This window comes from Sulfurospirillum arcachonense DSM 9755, from assembly GCF_000597725.1.
GTDB lineage: Bacteria > Campylobacterota > Campylobacteria > Campylobacterales > Sulfurospirillaceae > Sulfurospirillum_A > Sulfurospirillum_A arcachonense.
Genome location: NZ_JFBL01000003.1, coordinates 183,979 through 200,600, shown reverse-complemented (window position 1 = coordinate 200,600; position 16,622 = coordinate 183,979). Strand labels below are relative to the sequence as shown.

15 protein-coding genes and 1 pseudogene are annotated in these 16,622 nt (G+C 29.8%); 7 read left to right on the top strand and 9 right to left on the bottom strand.

Translation table 11 applies throughout. The features are described from left to right. The 5 genes and pseudogenes from K354_RS0104105 to rpsB form a co-directional block, all read right to left on the bottom strand. Positions 1-739, bottom strand: a pseudogene (locus tag K354_RS0104105) (hypothetical protein); the annotation flags it as partial. Between the two features lie 56 nt (positions 740-795). Beyond that, on the bottom strand, positions 796-1,566 hold the full coding sequence (fliR, locus tag K354_RS0104100) for a flagellar biosynthetic protein FliR (RefSeq protein WP_024954243.1): 771 nt from the start codon (positions 1,564-1,566) through the stop codon (positions 796-798). Then, positions 1,554-2,177 carry an ABC transporter ATP-binding protein gene (locus K354_RS0104095; RefSeq protein WP_024954242.1) on the bottom strand — a complete coding sequence of 208 codons (624 nt, stop codon included), beginning with the start codon at positions 2,175-2,177 and terminating at the stop codon, positions 1,554-1,556. Before K354_RS0104095 ends, fliR begins: the two co-directional genes overlap by 13 nt. A 61-nt stretch (positions 2,178-2,238) precedes the next feature. Further along, on the bottom strand, positions 2,239-3,285 hold the full coding sequence (gene tsf / locus K354_RS0104090; protein ID WP_024954241.1) for a translation elongation factor Ts: 1,047 nt from the start codon (positions 3,283-3,285) through the stop codon (positions 2,239-2,241). A gap of 2 nt (positions 3,286-3,287) precedes the next feature. Continuing rightward, the gene (gene rpsB, locus K354_RS0104085; RefSeq protein WP_024954240.1) at positions 3,288-4,097 is read right to left on the bottom strand and encodes a 30S ribosomal protein S2; all 810 of its coding nucleotides are present in this window, start codon (positions 4,095-4,097) and stop codon (positions 3,288-3,290) included. Positions 4,098-4,421: 324 nt separating this feature from the next. Here rpsB and K354_RS13920 point away from each other — a divergent pair, with 324 nt between their 5' ends. The 6 genes from K354_RS13920 to prx-suh all read left to right on the top strand — a co-directional run bounded on the left by K354_RS13920 (position 4,422) and on the right by prx-suh (position 12,852). Continuing rightward, complete coding sequence (locus K354_RS13920; RefSeq protein ID WP_156928208.1) at positions 4,422-6,125, top strand: sensor domain-containing phosphodiesterase; 1,704 nt, start codon at positions 4,422-4,424, stop codon at positions 6,123-6,125. Continuing rightward, complete coding sequence (amrA, locus tag K354_RS0104075) at positions 6,112-6,660, top strand: AmmeMemoRadiSam system protein A (protein ID WP_024954238.1); 549 nt, start codon at positions 6,112-6,114, stop codon at positions 6,658-6,660. The genes K354_RS13920 and amrA overlap by 14 nt, the downstream gene beginning before the upstream one ends. 118 nt (positions 6,661-6,778) lie before the next feature. Beyond that, positions 6,779-9,730 (top strand): GGDEF domain-containing protein, encoded by a 2,952-nt coding sequence (locus K354_RS14595; protein WP_169733415.1) that lies wholly within the window; start codon positions 6,779-6,781, stop codon positions 9,728-9,730. 121 nt (positions 9,731-9,851) lie between these two features. Next, the gene (locus tag K354_RS0104065; RefSeq protein WP_024954236.1) at positions 9,852-11,348 is read left to right on the top strand and encodes a SulP family inorganic anion transporter; all 1,497 of its coding nucleotides are present in this window, start codon (positions 9,852-9,854) and stop codon (positions 11,346-11,348) included. 1 nt (position 11,349) lies between these two features. Then, complete coding sequence (locus K354_RS0104060) at positions 11,350-12,195, top strand: universal stress protein (RefSeq protein WP_024954235.1); 846 nt, start codon at positions 11,350-11,352, stop codon at positions 12,193-12,195. A 114-nt stretch (positions 12,196-12,309) separates the two neighbouring features. After that, a complete protein-coding gene (gene prx-suh / locus K354_RS0104055) occupies positions 12,310-12,852 on the top strand; it encodes a thiol peroxidase Prx-SUH (RefSeq protein WP_024954234.1) in 543 nt (180 codons plus the stop codon). Positions 12,853-12,895: 43 nt separating this feature from the next. On the opposite strand, the gene K354_RS0104050 is transcribed toward prx-suh, so the two are convergent. From K354_RS0104050 to ribE, 4 genes are read right to left on the bottom strand one after another with little or no spacing between them, the layout of a single operon-like run. Beyond that, the gene (locus K354_RS0104050; protein WP_024954233.1) at positions 12,896-13,123 is read right to left on the bottom strand and encodes a hypothetical protein; all 228 of its coding nucleotides are present in this window, start codon (positions 13,121-13,123) and stop codon (positions 12,896-12,898) included. Continuing rightward, positions 13,099-13,401, bottom strand: a complete 303-nt coding sequence (locus K354_RS0104045) for a cupin domain-containing protein (RefSeq protein ID WP_024954232.1) — start codon at positions 13,399-13,401, stop codon at positions 13,099-13,101. The genes K354_RS0104050 and K354_RS0104045 overlap by 25 nt, the downstream gene beginning before the upstream one ends. Then, positions 13,398-14,006 carry a peptidoglycan editing factor PgeF gene (pgeF, locus tag K354_RS0104040; protein ID WP_024954231.1) on the bottom strand — a complete coding sequence of 203 codons (609 nt, stop codon included), beginning with the start codon at positions 14,004-14,006 and terminating at the stop codon, positions 13,398-13,400. The genes K354_RS0104045 and pgeF overlap by 4 nt, the downstream gene beginning before the upstream one ends. Next, positions 14,006-14,614, bottom strand: a complete 609-nt coding sequence (gene ribE, locus K354_RS0104035) for a riboflavin synthase (RefSeq protein WP_024954230.1) — start codon at positions 14,612-14,614, stop codon at positions 14,006-14,008. The genes pgeF and ribE overlap by 1 nt, the downstream gene beginning before the upstream one ends. A 135-nt stretch (positions 14,615-14,749) precedes the next feature. Between ribE and mnmG the strand changes: the two genes are divergently transcribed. Next, a complete protein-coding gene (mnmG, locus tag K354_RS0104030) occupies positions 14,750-16,618 on the top strand; it encodes a tRNA uridine-5-carboxymethylaminomethyl(34) synthesis enzyme MnmG (RefSeq protein WP_024954229.1) in 1,869 nt (622 codons plus the stop codon). Positions 16,619-16,622: the final 4 nt, after the last annotated feature.

Sequence of the window (16,622 nt, the reverse complement as noted above, 5' to 3'; positions counted from 1 at the left end):
AATCTTCACTTTTTTTATCTTCATCTATATCTCTAAGGGCACTAACAAGACCATCAACGTCTTCTGTAATTTCTTCATCATTTTCTTCTAACAATTGCTTGACTTCATCAATATCTTCACTATCCAAAATTGAAGGGTTATCTTCTTCAACTTCTTCGTTCATAGCTGTATTTTCTACTTCACTTTCATTTAAAATATCTTCATCAAGACCTATTTCATCATCTTCAAAATTTATTTCACTATCATCTATTTTTGAGATTTCATTTTCTATTTCATCCATATCAATGTCGCCTATATCATGATCAAAATCAAAATCATCTAAAATATCATCATCTTCTTCATCATGTACTTTATCTTCAAATTCAGTTGTAGAAGTTTTTTCTTCAGTATCATCTAAGCCTATATCTAACTTTTCGTTATTTTTCTCACTATCAATTTTTGCTATTAAATCAATAAAATCTGTTGGCAAAAATGGTTTTTCTAAAATAGAATTCATATTAGCTGGTTTTTCTTGCCCTCTAGGAGATATATAAACAAAGTGTCTAGAAAGTCCTTCTTCAATAAAGTCATCAATAGTTATTTCACTATATAATTCATTATCTACAAATACAATATCATAACTTTCTTCTGGTATATCATCAAATGAAGTTACTTCATCAATATTAAATCCTAGTTTTTCAACGCTTAAAGTAATTAATCTAGATACTGCTGGGTTATTGTTTACAAGAAGAAAATGCATGACGTCACTCCTAAATTTAGAATAGTTATGTCATTTTAGTATAAAATAAATTAGGTCTATATAAATAGTATCGTTAATTTTTCAATTGCTTCAAGAAACTCTCTTTTAAAAATCAACATAATCGAAGTTAACACTGCTATCAACACTATCAATGCTACCATAATCTTAATAGGGAAACCAACTACTAATAAGTTAAATTGTGGCATAGTTTTCATAAGCATTCCAAAAACAATATCTGCTAAGAGAGACAATCCAACTATTGGAAAAGAAAGAATAAATCCAAAAATAAACATATTTGATACTGCATGCACTAAATAGTCCCATATTCCGTGGTTTGGATAAAAATCACCCAATGGTAAAATTTTCAAAGATTCTACGATAAACATTATCATCATATGATGTCCGTTAAAAGCTAACATAACAACAAGAGCAACTAGTGTGAAAAAAGTACTTATAATAGGCATTGATGTACCAGATTGTGGATCCATAACACTAGCCATAGTAAAACCCATAATAAACGATACTTGCATACCTGCCATTTGAAGTATTGCAAATACTATCAATAAAAAAATACCTGCAATAAAACCAAGCATAATTTCACTTACTATAGCTAAGGCAATAGCCCCAACACTAAAATCAATATTTGGTAAGGTTGCTTGAGGAAAAAGAAAGACTGCCATAAAAAGGACCATTGCCGTTTTTACACTCATTGGTATTCTCATGTGAGAAAAAAATGGGAAAAATGCAAATAATCCGCTTAGTCTAGCAAAAAGTAACAAAAAAAGTATAACGTGGTTTTGTCCTAAAAATTCTATTAAAGACTGCATTTCATTGTACTATTACATCTATTAGCTAAAGTCATATCATGTGTAACTAACAAAAGTGCAGCATTATTCTTTTTAATATAGGAAAATAAAATATCCATCACTTCATTTGCTGTTTTGTTATCTAAATTACCAGTTGGTTCATCTGCAAATATTATTTTTGGTTTTTTTGAAAGCACACGTGCTATAGAAACACGCTGCTGTTGCCCACCAGAGAGTTCACCAATTTTTTGATCCATCAAATTTTCTATACCCAAATGCTTTAATAACTCAGTATCTATAGTTGTATTATTCAAAAGTGTAGCTAGCTCAATATTCTCAAAAGTATTAAAGCCCTTAAAAAGATAATGTGATTGAAAAATTATACCAATATCTTCTCTTCGTATTTTTAAAATTTCTTTACTTTTTTGCTCATATAAATTCTTATCTAACAATGTAACACTACCTGCTTGAGGTTTTAAAAGAGTCGCACATATGTGTAAAAGGGTTGATTTACCACTACCACTTACACCAACAATTGCAATTGATTCTTGTTTATTTAAAGAAAAATTTATATCAGAAAAAAGTTGGTAATCAAAAGAGTGTGAAAGATTTTTGACTTCTAAAAGAGACATTAAGATCCTTCGTAATTAAAGAGATAAGAGGGAAGAATTCCCTCTTACTTGTAACAGTTTATTAGCCTACTTGTGCAGCAACTTCAGCAGCAAAATCTTCGACTTTTTTCTCGATTCCTTCACCCACTTCAATTCTTACAAACTCAACTATTTCAGCAGTTCCACCAACTTTTGATGCTTCAGCAACTACAGCTTCAGCAACTGTTAATTTATCATCCATAACATATTGTTGGTTTAATAAACACTGCTCTTGATCTAGAGTAGTATTATCTAAAATATATCTAGCAACTTTACCTGGAACGATTCTATCAAAAATTTTCTCAGGTTTTCCTTCTGCTAAAAGTTCTTCTTTGATTTTAGCTTCTACATTTGCAATAACTTCATCAGTTAATTGTAAACGAGATACATAATCAGGTACATTTTTCAAAGGTTTTTTTAATCTATATAACTCTTCATTATCTTTTTTGATAATTTCAATTCTACCATTTGTTTCGCTTTGAACATAGTCCATATCAAAATCAGTATATGATAAAGTTGAAGGTTTCATTGCACTTGCATGCATAGCAATATTTTTCAAAAATGGCTTCATTTCTTCAGCAGTTTTAGCACTATCACATTTGGCTTTAACAATAACAGCTATACGGTTATTTGAGTGAATATATCCATTGATAGATTCATTTTCTCCAGCTTCAATTACAGAGAATCTTCTAAGTTCGATTTTTTCGCCAATCTTAGAAACAGCATCTGTAAAATATCCACCAAATTCACCACTTGTTACAGCAGCTACATCGCTAGGGTTATTATCATATACAAACTCTGTAGTTTTAACTACAAGTTCTTTAAATGCTTCATTTTTTGCAACAAAGTCAGTCTCTGAGTTTATCTCAATAGCAACACCTCTGTTACCATCAAGTTTTAAACCTGCAAGTCCTTCTGCTGCAATTCTATCAGCTTTCTTTTCAGCTTTTCCAAGACCTTTTTCTTTTAAAAGTTCTGTTGCTTTTGCAATATCTGCATCACATTCAACAAGTGCTTTTTTACAATCCATCATACCAGCACCAGTTGATTCTCTTAACTCTTTAACTAATTTTGCAGTTACTTCAGCCATGATTATGCTTCCTCTGTTTTTTCTTCAGTTACAGCTTCTTTTTCACCTTCAGTTACAGCTTCTTCAACTAACGCTGCTTTTTCTTCTTCAGCTATTAATTCTTCTTCTACTTCTGGAGCTGCTTCATCTTGAGCTTTAATTTCTTTACCTTCGATAATTGCTTCTTTCATTTCTCTACAAAATAGTTGAATTGAACGAATAGCATCATCATTACCAGGAATTGGATAATCAACAACATCAGGATCACAGTTAGTATCAAGTGGAGCAACAACAGGAATTCCTAATCTTCTTGCTTCGTTAACTGCAATTTTTTCTTTTACTGTATCTATAACAAAAATCATATCTGGAGTAGTTTTTAAATCTCTAATACCACCAAGATAATCTAATAATTTAGCTTTTTTTCTACGAAGCATAAGTGCTTCTTTTTTTGTTAATAATTCAATTTGTCCATCTTCTTCCATTTTTTCAATGATGTCAAGTTTTCTAATTGAAAGTTTAATTGTATTGTAGTTAGTTAACATTCCGCCTAACCATCTATGGTTAACATAAGGCATACCACAAGCGATAGCTGCTTCTTTAATAGAATGACTAGCTTGTTTCTTAGTACCTACGAAAAGTACTGTTTTACCTTCAGCTGCTGCATCTCTTACGATATTGTAAGTATGTCTAAAATATCTTAGAGTTTTTTGTAAATCTATAATATAGATATTTTTTCTTTCACCAAAAATGAATTTTTTCATTTTTGGATTCCATCTTCTAGTTTGGTGTCCAAAGTGCACACCGCACTCTAGTAAATCCTTCATTGTTACCATGAAGTCTCCTTTAATTTGATTTGGGTTTTACCCCTTTTGGTTTAGCCTCCACACCCATCAACACGAAATCGTGCAACCTAAAAGGATTGGTGTGTGTGAGATTTAGGACGTGATTATACACAAAAATAGTTTAAAATATGCTTTCACAAAAAACATTCCAAACAAACCGTAGAAACTTTAATATAATAAATCTTTAGTAAATTAAAGTGTTTTTTAAAACTATTTTGCTAAAGTAATCCCCTATATATAGGCAAAAGGTATTTTTTGGATTACAGTAAGAGTATAAAGATAAAAATATTGTTTTTAATATTATTATTAGGTTTAATGATAACATTTTTATTTAATTTAATTAATTTTTCTATCTTTTTTATCATATCACTATTTACTCTAGTAATTATTGAACTATTTTTAATTAAAACTAAAATAATACAAAAAGATAATGACATAGAAACGATTTCTCCTCAAACATATTTAGAGGCATTTGAAAATAATGCAATATTTGCAAAACTCAATGTAAATCATAATATCATCCAAACAAATAGACAATTTTGTCAAATTATTCATAAAACAAAAGAAGAGTGTCAAAAAATGACATTAAAGGATTTATTTCATTCTGATGCTCAGGAGATATTAGAAACACTCAAATATAAACAATCATGGGATGGTGTCCAAACTATTGATACTCCTGATGGTAATAAAATTCATTTAAACTGTTCATTCATTCCTATTTTCAATAATAACGAAGGACTCAAAGAGATACTTTTTTTAGCAACAGATATAACAGAATTGACCCTTAGTAAAACTAATATCAAAAACAGTCTTTATCAAGACTCTTTAACCAAACTTCCTAATAGGCTAAAACTTTTTACTGATAAAAGTATTTTGAACTCAAAAAATGAGGCCACGTATATTATTTTTAATATAGACTCTTTTGATACAATCAATAATCTTTATGGAAATCTATTTGGTGATAAAATACTTTTACAGTTTTCTAAGTGGCTAGAAAATAATTTATTGACAGATAAGTCCAAACTTTATAAATTTGAAGCTGACATTTATGTCATGGTAAACTTAGAAAAAATTCAAGAAAAAGAACTATTAAACTATCTACGCAATGTTTCTCAAGCAATTATTAAAGAAAAATTTTTATGCAATGGAACAGAAATTGAAATTTCCATGACAATAGGAGCATCACAAGGAAGAATCAATCAGCTCAAGCTTGCTCAAATTGCATATAAAGATGCAAAGCTAACAAAAAAATCTTTTGCAATTTATGATATAAAAAGTAATAAAGAAGAAGAGTATACAAAAAATATACAAGTTTCTAAAGTATTAAAAAATGCTATTGATCAGGATTTAGTATTACCTTATTTTCAACCTATTATGAATATAAATACAGGTGAAATTGAAAAATATGAATCTTTAATGAGAGTACAAGATGAAAAAGGAAATATATTAATTCCATATGAGTTTTTGGATATAGCAAAACGCTCAAAAATTTATCCTAAACTTTCTTGTTCACTCATAAAAAAGAGTATTGATACTTTTAGTATTTGCCCTTGTGAATTTTCTGTCAACCTTTCATACTTAGATATAACAAATAAAGCCACTAGAAAATTCATTTTAAATACTCTGGAAGAAACAGGCATAGGTCCTTGGATAATTTTTGAACTTTTAGAAAGTGAAGGTATTGAAAACTATAAAGAAGTGATGAACTTTATACAACAAGTAAAATCTTATGGGGCAAAAATAGCCATAGATGATTTTGGCTCAGGATACTCCAACTTTGAAAGAATAGTTGAATTACAAGTAGATTTCATTAAAATAGATGGTAGTTTGATAAAGAATATAGACCAAAATGATGACATGGTAATTATTGCAAGAACCATTGTCAATTTTGCTAAAGAATTAGGTATAAAAACAGTAGCTGAATATGTTCATTCGCAAGAAGTTTTTGACAAAGTAAAAGACTTAGGAGTTGATTATGCTCAAGGATTTTTTATAGGCAAACCAAATGAACATATCTAATATGCTTCTTGATATTGCAAGACAAGCGATTAAAGATGAATTTGATTATAAAGATGGTATTGATATAGAAAAAATATCAAAAGAAAATCCATGGATAAATGAAAATGGTGCGTCTTTTGTCACATTAACAAAAAATGGAACATTACGTGGCTGTATTGGCTCTTTAGTTGCATCTCGTCCTCTTATAGAAGATATTATATCCAATGCAAAAAATGCTTCTTTTAGAGACCCTAGATTTCCTAAACTCACTCGTGAAGAGTTAAATACTATAAATATCGAAGTTTCAATACTTACTCCTGCTCAATTAGTAAATTATACTGATATTGAAGATTTAAAAAGTAAAATTACTCCAAATGTTGATGGAGTAATTTTAAAACTATATCAAAATCAAGCAACTTTTTTACCGCAAGTATGGGAAGAATTACCAGAATTTGAATCTTTTTTCGCTCACCTTATAAATAAAGCTGGGCTTCCTCTAGATTGTTTCAAAAATCACCCACAAATATACAAATATCAAGTAAGTAAATACAAATAAGTTAATTTAAGTTTTACTTTATATTATTAAAGTTAAACTCTATATTATGCTCGATTATAATAATTACTCTATAAAGACAAAACTTATTATAATATTTATTGTCTTTAAAATTATACCATTGTTCTTATTGTCTGCTTTGGGTATATTTAGTTTTTTAGAAATAAAAGATATAATTCATGATAATTCTAAAAAAATAATAGAAAAAAGCCACGATTCAATACAAAAAATAACTCATTCAGCCATTTCTGACAGTATAAAAGAATTAGATAAAAAATCTCAAGACATGATAGAGAATCAAACATTATCAATAGCTAATAGTGTTGCTGATTTTTTAAAAAAAAGAGACAAAGACATACTTTACTTAGCAAATCAAAAAATAAATCAAAAATCTTTAGAAAATTTTTACAATCGCAAAAATAGTGCCATACATATTCCTGTTAATTATCAATACAATGATAAAATTGATAAATGGATACCCCTAAACACTCCTATACTTCGGCAAAATAAAGAAGTCGCAAAGTTACAAGATAATGCCAAAGAATTTCATAAAATAAATATTAAACCAGCAAGAAAAAAACTTATACCTATTTATAAGGAAATAACTTACTATAATCTTCAAGGTCAAGAAATCTATAAAGTCTCTTCTCTTGATAAAAAACTAAAAAACATATCATTAAAACAAAATACATATTGCCGTGCAGAAGAATATTATCAAAAATCATTAAAACTCAAAAAAAATGAAATTTATGTTTCGCAAGTCATAGGCGAATATATCCCTTCACCTATTATCGGCTCTTTCACAAAAGCAAAAGCACAACTTGCAAATATAAAATTTGAACCTAAAAAATATGCTTATGCCGGAATAGAAAATCCTGTTGGTAAAAAATTTGACGGTATTATCCGTTTTGTGACACCTGTATATAAAAAAAATAAATTACAAGGCTATTTAACTTTTGCACTTGATCATCAGCATATCATGGATTTTACTGATTTTGTTGAACCTATTAGTGCTGCATCTTTAGATATTTCTGATGCGAGTAAAGGAAATTATGCTTTTATGTGGAGTTCTGAATTTAAATCTATTTCACACCCAAGAGATTATTTTATTGTTGGTTATAATCGACAAACGGGAGAAATTGTACCTGGTTGGATTGATGAAGAATTAGCTTCTGCTTTTAAAAAAAGTGGCAAAAAAAATCTCAATTTATTTTTAAAAGAACAACCTCTATTTTTAAATCAATCCTTAAAGAAAAAACCCAATACTGCTCAGATTAAAAAAGGACAGATTGCTTTAGATTGTCGTTATTTAAACTTTGCACCACAATGCCAAGGATGGAGTCAACTTACAGAAGATGGTGGTTATGGCTCTTTTATTATTTTTTGGAGCAATGTATGGAAACTCACAACTGCTGCAACTATACCTTATTATACTGGTCAATATAAAAATTCAAAAAGAGGTTTTGGATTTATCACTATAGGTGCAAATACTGAAGAATTTCATAAAGCCGCTACAAAAACTAAAGAAAAAATTGATAAAGACCTGGCTAAAGAAGAAAACAGTATAGAAGAAAATATTTTACAAATTACAAAACATATATTTCAAAATATAAAAAGTCATACTAACAATATGATCTTAATAACAATTATTTTGATTATTCTCGTTATATATGTAGCAATATACATAGCCAATCATATATCAAATAAAATAAATAGTGTCACTATAGGAATAGAAAAAATCAAAGAACGAGACTTTGAATACCAAATTGAAACTAAAGGAAAAGATGAAATTGGTAAATTGAAAAATGCTTTTAATGAAATGGCCCAATCTATAAATTTTTTAAATAAAGACTTACAAAATAAACTTTACACAGATGAATTAACAAAACTAAAAAATAGAATGTCTTTTTGGAAAGATATAAACAATTATTCTAATCCCACACTTTACCTTTTAGATATAGATTTATTTAAAAACATTAATGACTATTATGGAGTCAAAGCCGGTAATTTTGTTTTAGTTGAATTTGCTCATTTACTGAGAAAATTTGCTCAAGATAAACAGATGAATATCTATCGGATTGGCTCTGATGAATATTTATTATTAGGAAAAAAAAGTACTTATAAAGTGATTAAAAACACTATAGAAACACTCTCTCAATTAGTTAGTAATACACATTTTATTAATCATGATTTACATGTAGATATAACAATCAGTTTTACTTGTGGAATTTCCGCTGGAGAAGGTAATCTTTTAGAAAAGGCTGATTTAGCACTCAATGAAGCTGTACGTAAAAAAGTTTCTTATCTAATTTACAGCGATTCAAATCAAAATATGAATAAACATAAAAATCATATGTTCTGGAAAGAAAAAATTCAATATGCTATTTCAAATGATATGATCATTCCTTTTTTTCAAGAAATTATTGATATCAAAAATCCAAAAAATAAAAAATATGAAGCTCTAATAAGAATAAAAGATGAAGTTGAAAACAAAATAATATCTCCATATTTTTTCTTAGATATTGCTAAAGAAGCAAAACTATATCCACAATTAACGCAAATAATGGTAGAAAAAACATTTAAATTTTTTGAACACAAAGATGTTTTTTTCTCTCTTAACTTATCAATTGATGATATCAGAAATAAAAAAACTGTAAATTTTATTTATAAAAAAATTCATCAGTACAATGTTCAAAATAAGCTTATTTTTGAATTATTAGAAACTGAAGAGATTGGAGACTTTGAAGAGGTAAAACCCTTTATAAAACTTATGAAAAGACTAGGTGTAAAATTTGCCATAGATGATTTTGGTTCAGGTTATTCAAACTTTTCTTACCTTTTACAAATCAAACCAGACTATATAAAAATAGATGGTTCATTGATTAAAAATCTCACACTCAATTCGAATGAATACCATATCGTGGATGCCATAGTCAAATTTGCAAAAACACTTGATGCAAAAGTAATTGCTGAACATGTTAGTTCTAAAAATATTATAACAGCTTTAAGTAACTTTGACATAGACTATTTACAAGGATTTTACTTTTCTGAGCCAAGTAATAAGTTAACTTAATCAAATATAAAACAAAAAAACAGTACAATCCCTTCTCTCAAAAAGTAGGAATATATTTTGTTGAATTTAAAAAGCACTCTCCTACAATAATAACTCAAGAGTAAAATGAACAAGGAATTAAATGGTAAAATCATATTTTAAAAAAGATGAGTGGTTTGGAAATGTCAAAAATGACGCTTTAGCTGGTATGGTCGTTGCACTAGCACTCATTCCTGAAGCAATCGCTTTTTCAATTATAGCAGGTGTTGATCCAAAAGTTGGATTATACGCATCATTTTGTATAGCAGTTGTTATTGCTTTTGTTGGTGGAAGACCTGGTATGATTAGTGCAGCAACTGGAGCTATGGCTCTTGTAATGGTTACACTGGTAAAAGATTATGGATTACAGTATTTATTAGCTGCGACACTTCTAACAGGTGTATTTCAAATAATAGCAGGATACTTACGACTTGGGCGATTTATGAGTTTTGTTCCAAGAGCCGTTGTAGTTGGTTTTGTCAATGCTTTAGCTATTTTGATTTTTATGGCGCAACTTCCTGAGCTTACGAATGTAACTTGGCATGTATATGCTTTAACTACAGTTGGACTTGGCATCATATACCTTTTCCCTTATGTTCCTAAAATAGGCTCGATGTTACCATCTCCTTTAGTCACTATTGTGGTTTTAACAATATTTGTATATTTTATGGGTATAGATGTAAGAACTGTGGGAGACATGGGACAACTTCCGGATACTTTACCTGTCTTTTTACTTCCTAATATTCCTTTAAATATTGAAACTTTAATGATAATTTTACCTTATTCAGCTTCTCTTGCAGTTGTTGGCTTACTTGAATCTTTAATGACATCAACTATTGTTGATGATTTAACAGATACAACAAGTGATAATAACAAAGAGTGCAAAGGTCAAGGTATTGCAAATATTGCATCAGGACTTATGGGTGGTATGGCTGGATGTGCGATGATTGGACAATCAGTCATCAATATAAAATCAGGTGGTAGAAAAAGACTTTCAACACTATTAGCTGGTATATATCTGCTACTTATGGTTGTGTTTTTAAGTGATGTAATAAATATTATTCCTATGGCTGCATTGGTTGCTGTTATGATAATGGTTTCTATTGGAACATTTGATTGGGGGAGTATTAAAAAACTTAAATCTCTACCGTTATCAACAAATCTAGTCATGCTTACAACTGTTGTAGTTACAATATATACTCATAATTTAGCACATGGAGTGTTTTCTGGAGTGCTTTTAGCTTCACTATTTTTTGCCAACAAAATTTCCCACTTTATGTACAGTGAAACTTCTTATAACGAAGATAATACAGTGAAAACTTACAAGTTCATTGGACAAGTTTTTTTCAATAGTGCAGATAAATTTTATAAAACTTTTGATTTTAAGGAAGTAGTAGATAAAGTAGTTATTGATTTAACAAGAGCACACTTTTGGGATATTTCAGCAGTATATTCTCTTGATAAAGCTGTTATAAAGTTAAGAAGAGAAGGAACAGATGTGGAGATAATCGGTCAAAATGAAGCAAGTTCTACTGTTATAGATAGATTTGGAATTCATGATAAACCTGAAGAGATTGAAAAAGTAATGGGAGGACACTAAAATGGAAAAAATATTAGTTTGTGTAGATGGATCAAAACTTTCACATGCAGTTTGTGACTATGGTATAAGTATTTCAAAAAAACTAGACTTACCTCTTATTTTATTAAATGTAGTAGAACACTCACATACAACAAAAAAAGTTGATTTATCTGGAAGCATAGGATTTGGTTCAAAAGAAGATTTATTGGATGAGCTTGTTGATGAAGAGATGAATGAAAGTAAACAACTTATTGCTAAGGGTAAAAGTATTTTAAAACAGATGAAAGAGTATGTTAAATCTCAAGGTTTATCTAACTGCTCAACTCTACAAAAACATGGAACTCTTTATGAAACACTAGATGACTTATCTAAAGATTTAAAAATAGCAATAATTGGTTTAACAGGAGAAGATAGTGGTGATAAAAAGATAGGCTCTCACATAGAGGAGCTTATTAGAACTATTAATATCCCTATATTACTTGTAAATGGTGAATTTAAACAAATAGACTCACTATTGATGGCTTATGATGGCAGTGATTATGCAAATAAAGCTATAAAAGAGGCAAAACAAAGCCCAATTTTTACCAATGTAAAAAGACATATTGTAAATGTAAATAAAGATACAACCATCTCAAACAAACTTTTAGATACAGCAAAAGCACTATTTGCAAATGCAAATATCGAAGTTGAAACAAAATCTTTAAGTGGAGATAACGTTGAAGAAATTATCAAATATCAAGATGAAAACAATCTGGATGTTATTGCGATGGGTGCGTATAGCCACAACAGATTTAGAACTGTAATTTTTGGAAGTTTTACGACACAAATGCTTTTAAAATCAAAAAAACCTCTATTTTTATTTCGATAGCTACAAATAGCTAAATAGTTGTTTACTTGTAAAAAATTATGAAAAATTTAATTAAGATATTTTTTATCCTATTTAGCTATAATCTTATAACAAATTAATTTAAGGAATAAAAATATGGCAACAACTAATCTAAAGGGCAATTTAGTAAATATCGCAGGTAATGAAGTAAATGTTGGTGATTTAGCACCAATCGTAAAAGTAGTAGCTAAAGATTTAAGTGAAATAGAAATAGGTGGAGCACAAGGTAAAGCACAAATAATTGTTGTTGTACCTTCACTAGATACTCCAGTATGTGCTGCTGAAACTAGAAGATTTAATGTAGAAGCGGCTAAAGTAGAAAATGCTTCTGTTACTGTTGTATCTATGGATTTACCATTTGCAATGGGAAGATTCTGTACAACTGAAGGTATTGAAAACTTAGCAGTAGGTAGTGACTTTAGAAATAAAGATTTTGCTAATGCTTATGGTGTTCTTCTCGCAGATGGTCCATTAGCTGGTGTTACTGCTAGAGCAATTTTTATACTTGATGCAAGTGGTAAAATAGCTTACAAAGAAATTTGTTCAGAAATTACTGAAGAGCCTAACTATGATGCTGCTTTAGCTGCAATCAAAGAAGCAACAGTTGCAAAAAGTTGTTGTGGTGGTAGTTGTTCATAATTAAGTGATTTATAGAATTCAGGTAGTGTTTATCTGAATTCTATTATGAACTTATTTGAGCAGTTTCTACGGTTTTATCAAAAATACTATAAAGTTTAAGTATCTCTTGTATATATTTTTTATCCAAATCTACATAAAAAGTAAGATTAAAAAGTTCCTTTGCTAAATCTTCATTACTTAAAGTTCCTATACCATAAGCCTTTGCTTTTTGCATTATTTTAATTTCTCTTGGAGTAAATATTTGATTTATCTGTTTTTTAGGTGAATACATAACCAAATAGTTCCTTTTTTTGTACTTATTACCTTATGTGGAGTATCTTTTTTTATGAGCTTTGTATCTCCAACTTCAAGTAAAATCATCTCATGGTTTATTTCAAGAGTGGCTTCTCCTTTTAAAAGAACAAGCCATTCATCATAAGGCTGACTATACTCTTTAATATCAGGTGTATCTGAACTTATAATTCTCTCTATAAGAATACCATCTTTCTCATACAAAGCCTCAAAATTTTCTCCAACTTTAGGAATATTAAGATTTTCAAATATATTCATAAACTCACGACACCACAAAATCTTGATTTTGTCGCTTCTCTTCTGTATGAAAAATAGTTTTCATCACAACAGGTACATGTAGAAGAAATTTCTATATTTTTCTCTTCTATTCCTACTTCTTGTAATTGTTGTTTATTTAAAGCAATTAAATCCAAAAATATCTTTGCATTTTTCTTACATGTAAAGGTTTCAAATCCACCTATAACCTCACTGCCTACTTCATAACAGCACGCTTTGATAGATGGTCCAATCTTCACATGTATATCTTTTTTTACACAACCAAACTCTTCGCTCATCGCTAAAACCGTTTTTTGTGCAATCTTTTCATAAGAACCAACTCTGCCAGCATGAGCAACCCCAACTACACCTTTACTCTCATCTAAAAAAATAACAGGATTACAATCAGCTACAACAACACATAAAGCTACATCTTTATCGTTTGTTATCATTGCATCCGTTTTCTCTAGAGCACTTGGTGAGTTTTTGTTCACTACTTTTACATTAGATGAGTGGATTTGGTTCATAAAAATAAGTTTTTTATTGCCTACTTTTTTTTGTAATTTTTCTCTATCGACACCAACAAATCTATCTGTAAAAAAATACACTAATACAATGCCATCAAATTATCGACATTATCCCAAGTTATCTCTTTTTTACCCTTAAACATATGATAAATATATCTTGCAAACATGTCTGTTTCAATATTAACACGTCTTCCTACCCTATAATCACTAAAAATGGTTTGATCTAAAGTATGAGCAATAATAGTAAGCCTAAAACCATCTTCTTTTATATCATTAAGAGTCAAACTCACACCATCAATGGCAATACTGCCTTTTGGAATAATAAACTTTTGATACTCTTTTGGTAAAGCAACAACCATATCTGTTGCATTTTGATTTTTTGTGATTGATTTTATAGTCCCTACACAATCTATATGACCTTGTACTATATGACCTTCAAGTCTATCTCCAATAGCCATGGCTGGTTCTATATGAACTTTACCTTTTAAATTTTCTATTGCCATAATTTCTCTAGTTTCTGCTGAAAGTTCTACTGTAAAAGTATCCTTTGCTACGCTTACAACTGTTAAACATACTCCATTAGTTGCTATACTATCGCCTATCCCTGGTTTGTATTTTGCTTTTAAAGTTAAATAGCTATTTTCGTAACTCACTACAGTTGCAAATTCTCTTATAAGTCCTGTGAACATTTGTTTTCCTCTTTACATGTAAAGAATTATTATATCACATTTAAAAAGATAATTTAAGTATACTAAAGTCAATATTCAAACATATTTACAGTAAATAAGTAGTATAATGTCGCAATAATATATTTAAGGAATTTTATGAAATATGATGTTATTGTAGTTGGTGGAGGTCATGCTGGTATAGAAGCGGCACTAGTAAGTGCAAGACTTGGCAAAAAAACACTACTTATAACAATACTGGCAGAACAAATAGGAGCTACTAGCTGTAATCCAGCTGTTGGAGGACTTGCAAAAGGTCATCTAGTAAAAGAGCTTGATGCACTTGGTGGACAAATGGGATTGGCAACGGATATCAATGGAATACAATATAGAATTTTAAACCAATCAAAAGGTCCAGCAGTAAGAGGAAGTCGTGCTCAAATCGATATGGATAAATATAGAGTTTATATGAAAAACTTAGTGCTCAACAGTGAAAACCTTGATGTAGCACAAGAAATAGCAGAAGAAATCATCACTAAAGATGGTGCTGTTACAGGTATAATTACTCACCTAAAAAATCACTACCATGCTAAAAAAATTATTCTTACAACAGGAACATTTTTAAAAGGTTTAATTCACATTGGTGAATATAAACAAGAAGCTGGACGTGTTGGAGAGTTTGCAGCAGTCAATTTATCTGATTCATTAAAATCACTTGGACTAGATATGGGAAGATTAAAAACAGGAACATGTCCTAGAGTAGATGGTAAAAGTATAGATTTTTCAAAAATGGAAATACAACCAGGGGATGAAGACCCAATGCCTTTTAGTTTTAGAACAGAAAAAAGCACTTTTAAACCCCATCAACTTCCATGTTATATTGCTTATACCAATGAAAATACACACAATATCATAGAAGGAAACTTTCATAGAGCCCCTCTTTTTACAGGTCAAATTGAAGGAACAGGTCCAAGATATTGTCCTAGTATTGAAGATAAGATAAATAGATTTAGAGATAAAGATAGACACCATCTTTTTGTAGAACCTCAAACGGAAGAAGCAACAGAGTACTACATAAATGGACTGAGCACTTCTTTGCCACCCGATACTCAACTAAGTATGTTACACTCCATCAGTGGTTTAGAAAATGCAAAAATCGTAAGATATGGTTATGCAATTGAGTACGATTACGTAAATCCAACAGAATTAACTCACGCACTAGAGACAAAAAAAGTAAATGGCTTGTATTGTGCGGGACAGATTAATGGAACAACAGGATACGAAGAAGCAGCAGCACAAGGTCTTATGGCAGGTATAAATGCCATATTAAGTCTTAACGATGAAGAACCTCTTATCTTTAGACGTGATGAAGCTTATATCGGTGTGCTTATAGACGATTTAGTTACAAAAGGAACGAAAGAGCCTTATCGTATGTTTACTAGTCGTGCTGAGTATCGCTTGCTTTTACGTGAAGATAATGCTGATATAAGATTAACTCCTTACGGTTATAAAATAGGTCTTATAGATGAAAAAACTCATAAAAAAGTGGTACAAAAAATAGATGAAACAAAAAGAGGTCTAGAGTATCTCGAAGAAACTTTTTTAACCCCTTCAAAAGAGAATATTGCATACTTAGAAGAACTTGGTGAAGATAAAATAACAGACAAAGTCTCTTTACAAAAAATAGTTGCAAGAAAAACTTTTACAATAGAAAAACTTGAAAAATTATCTGAAGAAATTGCTAGCTTTACTCCAGAAGCAAAAGAGCAAATCTTAGTAGAAGCAAAGTACAAAAACTATATAGAAAAACAAAAAAATCAAATTGACCATATGAAAGAGATGATAAACATAAAAATCCCTCCAATGATGGACTTTAGTGAAATAAGTGGTTTAAGTAACGAAGTTGTTGAAAAGCTACAAAAGTTTACACCACCAACACTTTTTGCAGCTAGTGAAATAAGTGGAATGACTCCAGCAGCTATTGATATCCTTCATATATACATAAAAATGCACCACAGAAGAAAGTAGATTT

Bases quoted from the DNA above. Each gene is read 5' to 3' on its own strand.
- K354_RS0104050 (WP_024954233.1), bottom strand. From the start codon at position 13,123: ATGTATTCACCTAAAAAACAGATAAATCAAATATTTACTCCAAGAGAA.
- tsf (WP_024954241.1), bottom strand. From the start codon at position 3,285: ATGGCTGAAGTAACTGCAAAATTAGTTAAAGAGTTAAGAGAATCAACT.
- prx-suh (WP_024954234.1), top strand. From the start codon at position 12,310: ATGGCAACAACTAATCTAAAGGGCAATTTAGTAAATATCGCAGGTAAT.
- K354_RS0104095 (WP_024954242.1), bottom strand. From the start codon at position 2,177: ATGTCTCTTTTAGAAGTCAAAAATCTTTCACACTCTTTTGATTACCAA.
- K354_RS0104045 (WP_024954232.1), bottom strand. From the start codon at position 13,401: ATGAATATATTTGAAAATCTTAATATTCCTAAAGTTGGAGAAAATTTT.
- mnmG (WP_024954229.1), top strand. From the start codon at position 14,750: ATGAAATATGATGTTATTGTAGTTGGTGGAGGTCATGCTGGTATAGAA.
- amrA (WP_024954238.1), top strand. From the start codon at position 6,112: ATGAACATATCTAATATGCTTCTTGATATTGCAAGACAAGCGATTAAA.
- K354_RS13920 (WP_156928208.1), top strand. From the start codon at position 4,422: ATGATAACATTTTTATTTAATTTAATTAATTTTTCTATCTTTTTTATC.
- fliR (WP_024954243.1), bottom strand. From the start codon at position 1,566: ATGCAGTCTTTAATAGAATTTTTAGGACAAAACCACGTTATACTTTTT.
- rpsB (WP_024954240.1), bottom strand. From the start codon at position 4,097: ATGGTAACAATGAAGGATTTACTAGAGTGCGGTGTGCACTTTGGACAC.
- K354_RS0104065 (WP_024954236.1), top strand. From the start codon at position 9,852: ATGGTAAAATCATATTTTAAAAAAGATGAGTGGTTTGGAAATGTCAAA.
- K354_RS0104060 (WP_024954235.1), top strand. From the start codon at position 11,350: ATGGAAAAAATATTAGTTTGTGTAGATGGATCAAAACTTTCACATGCA.
- ribE (WP_024954230.1), bottom strand. From the start codon at position 14,614: ATGTTCACAGGACTTATAAGAGAATTTGCAACTGTAGTGAGTTACGAA.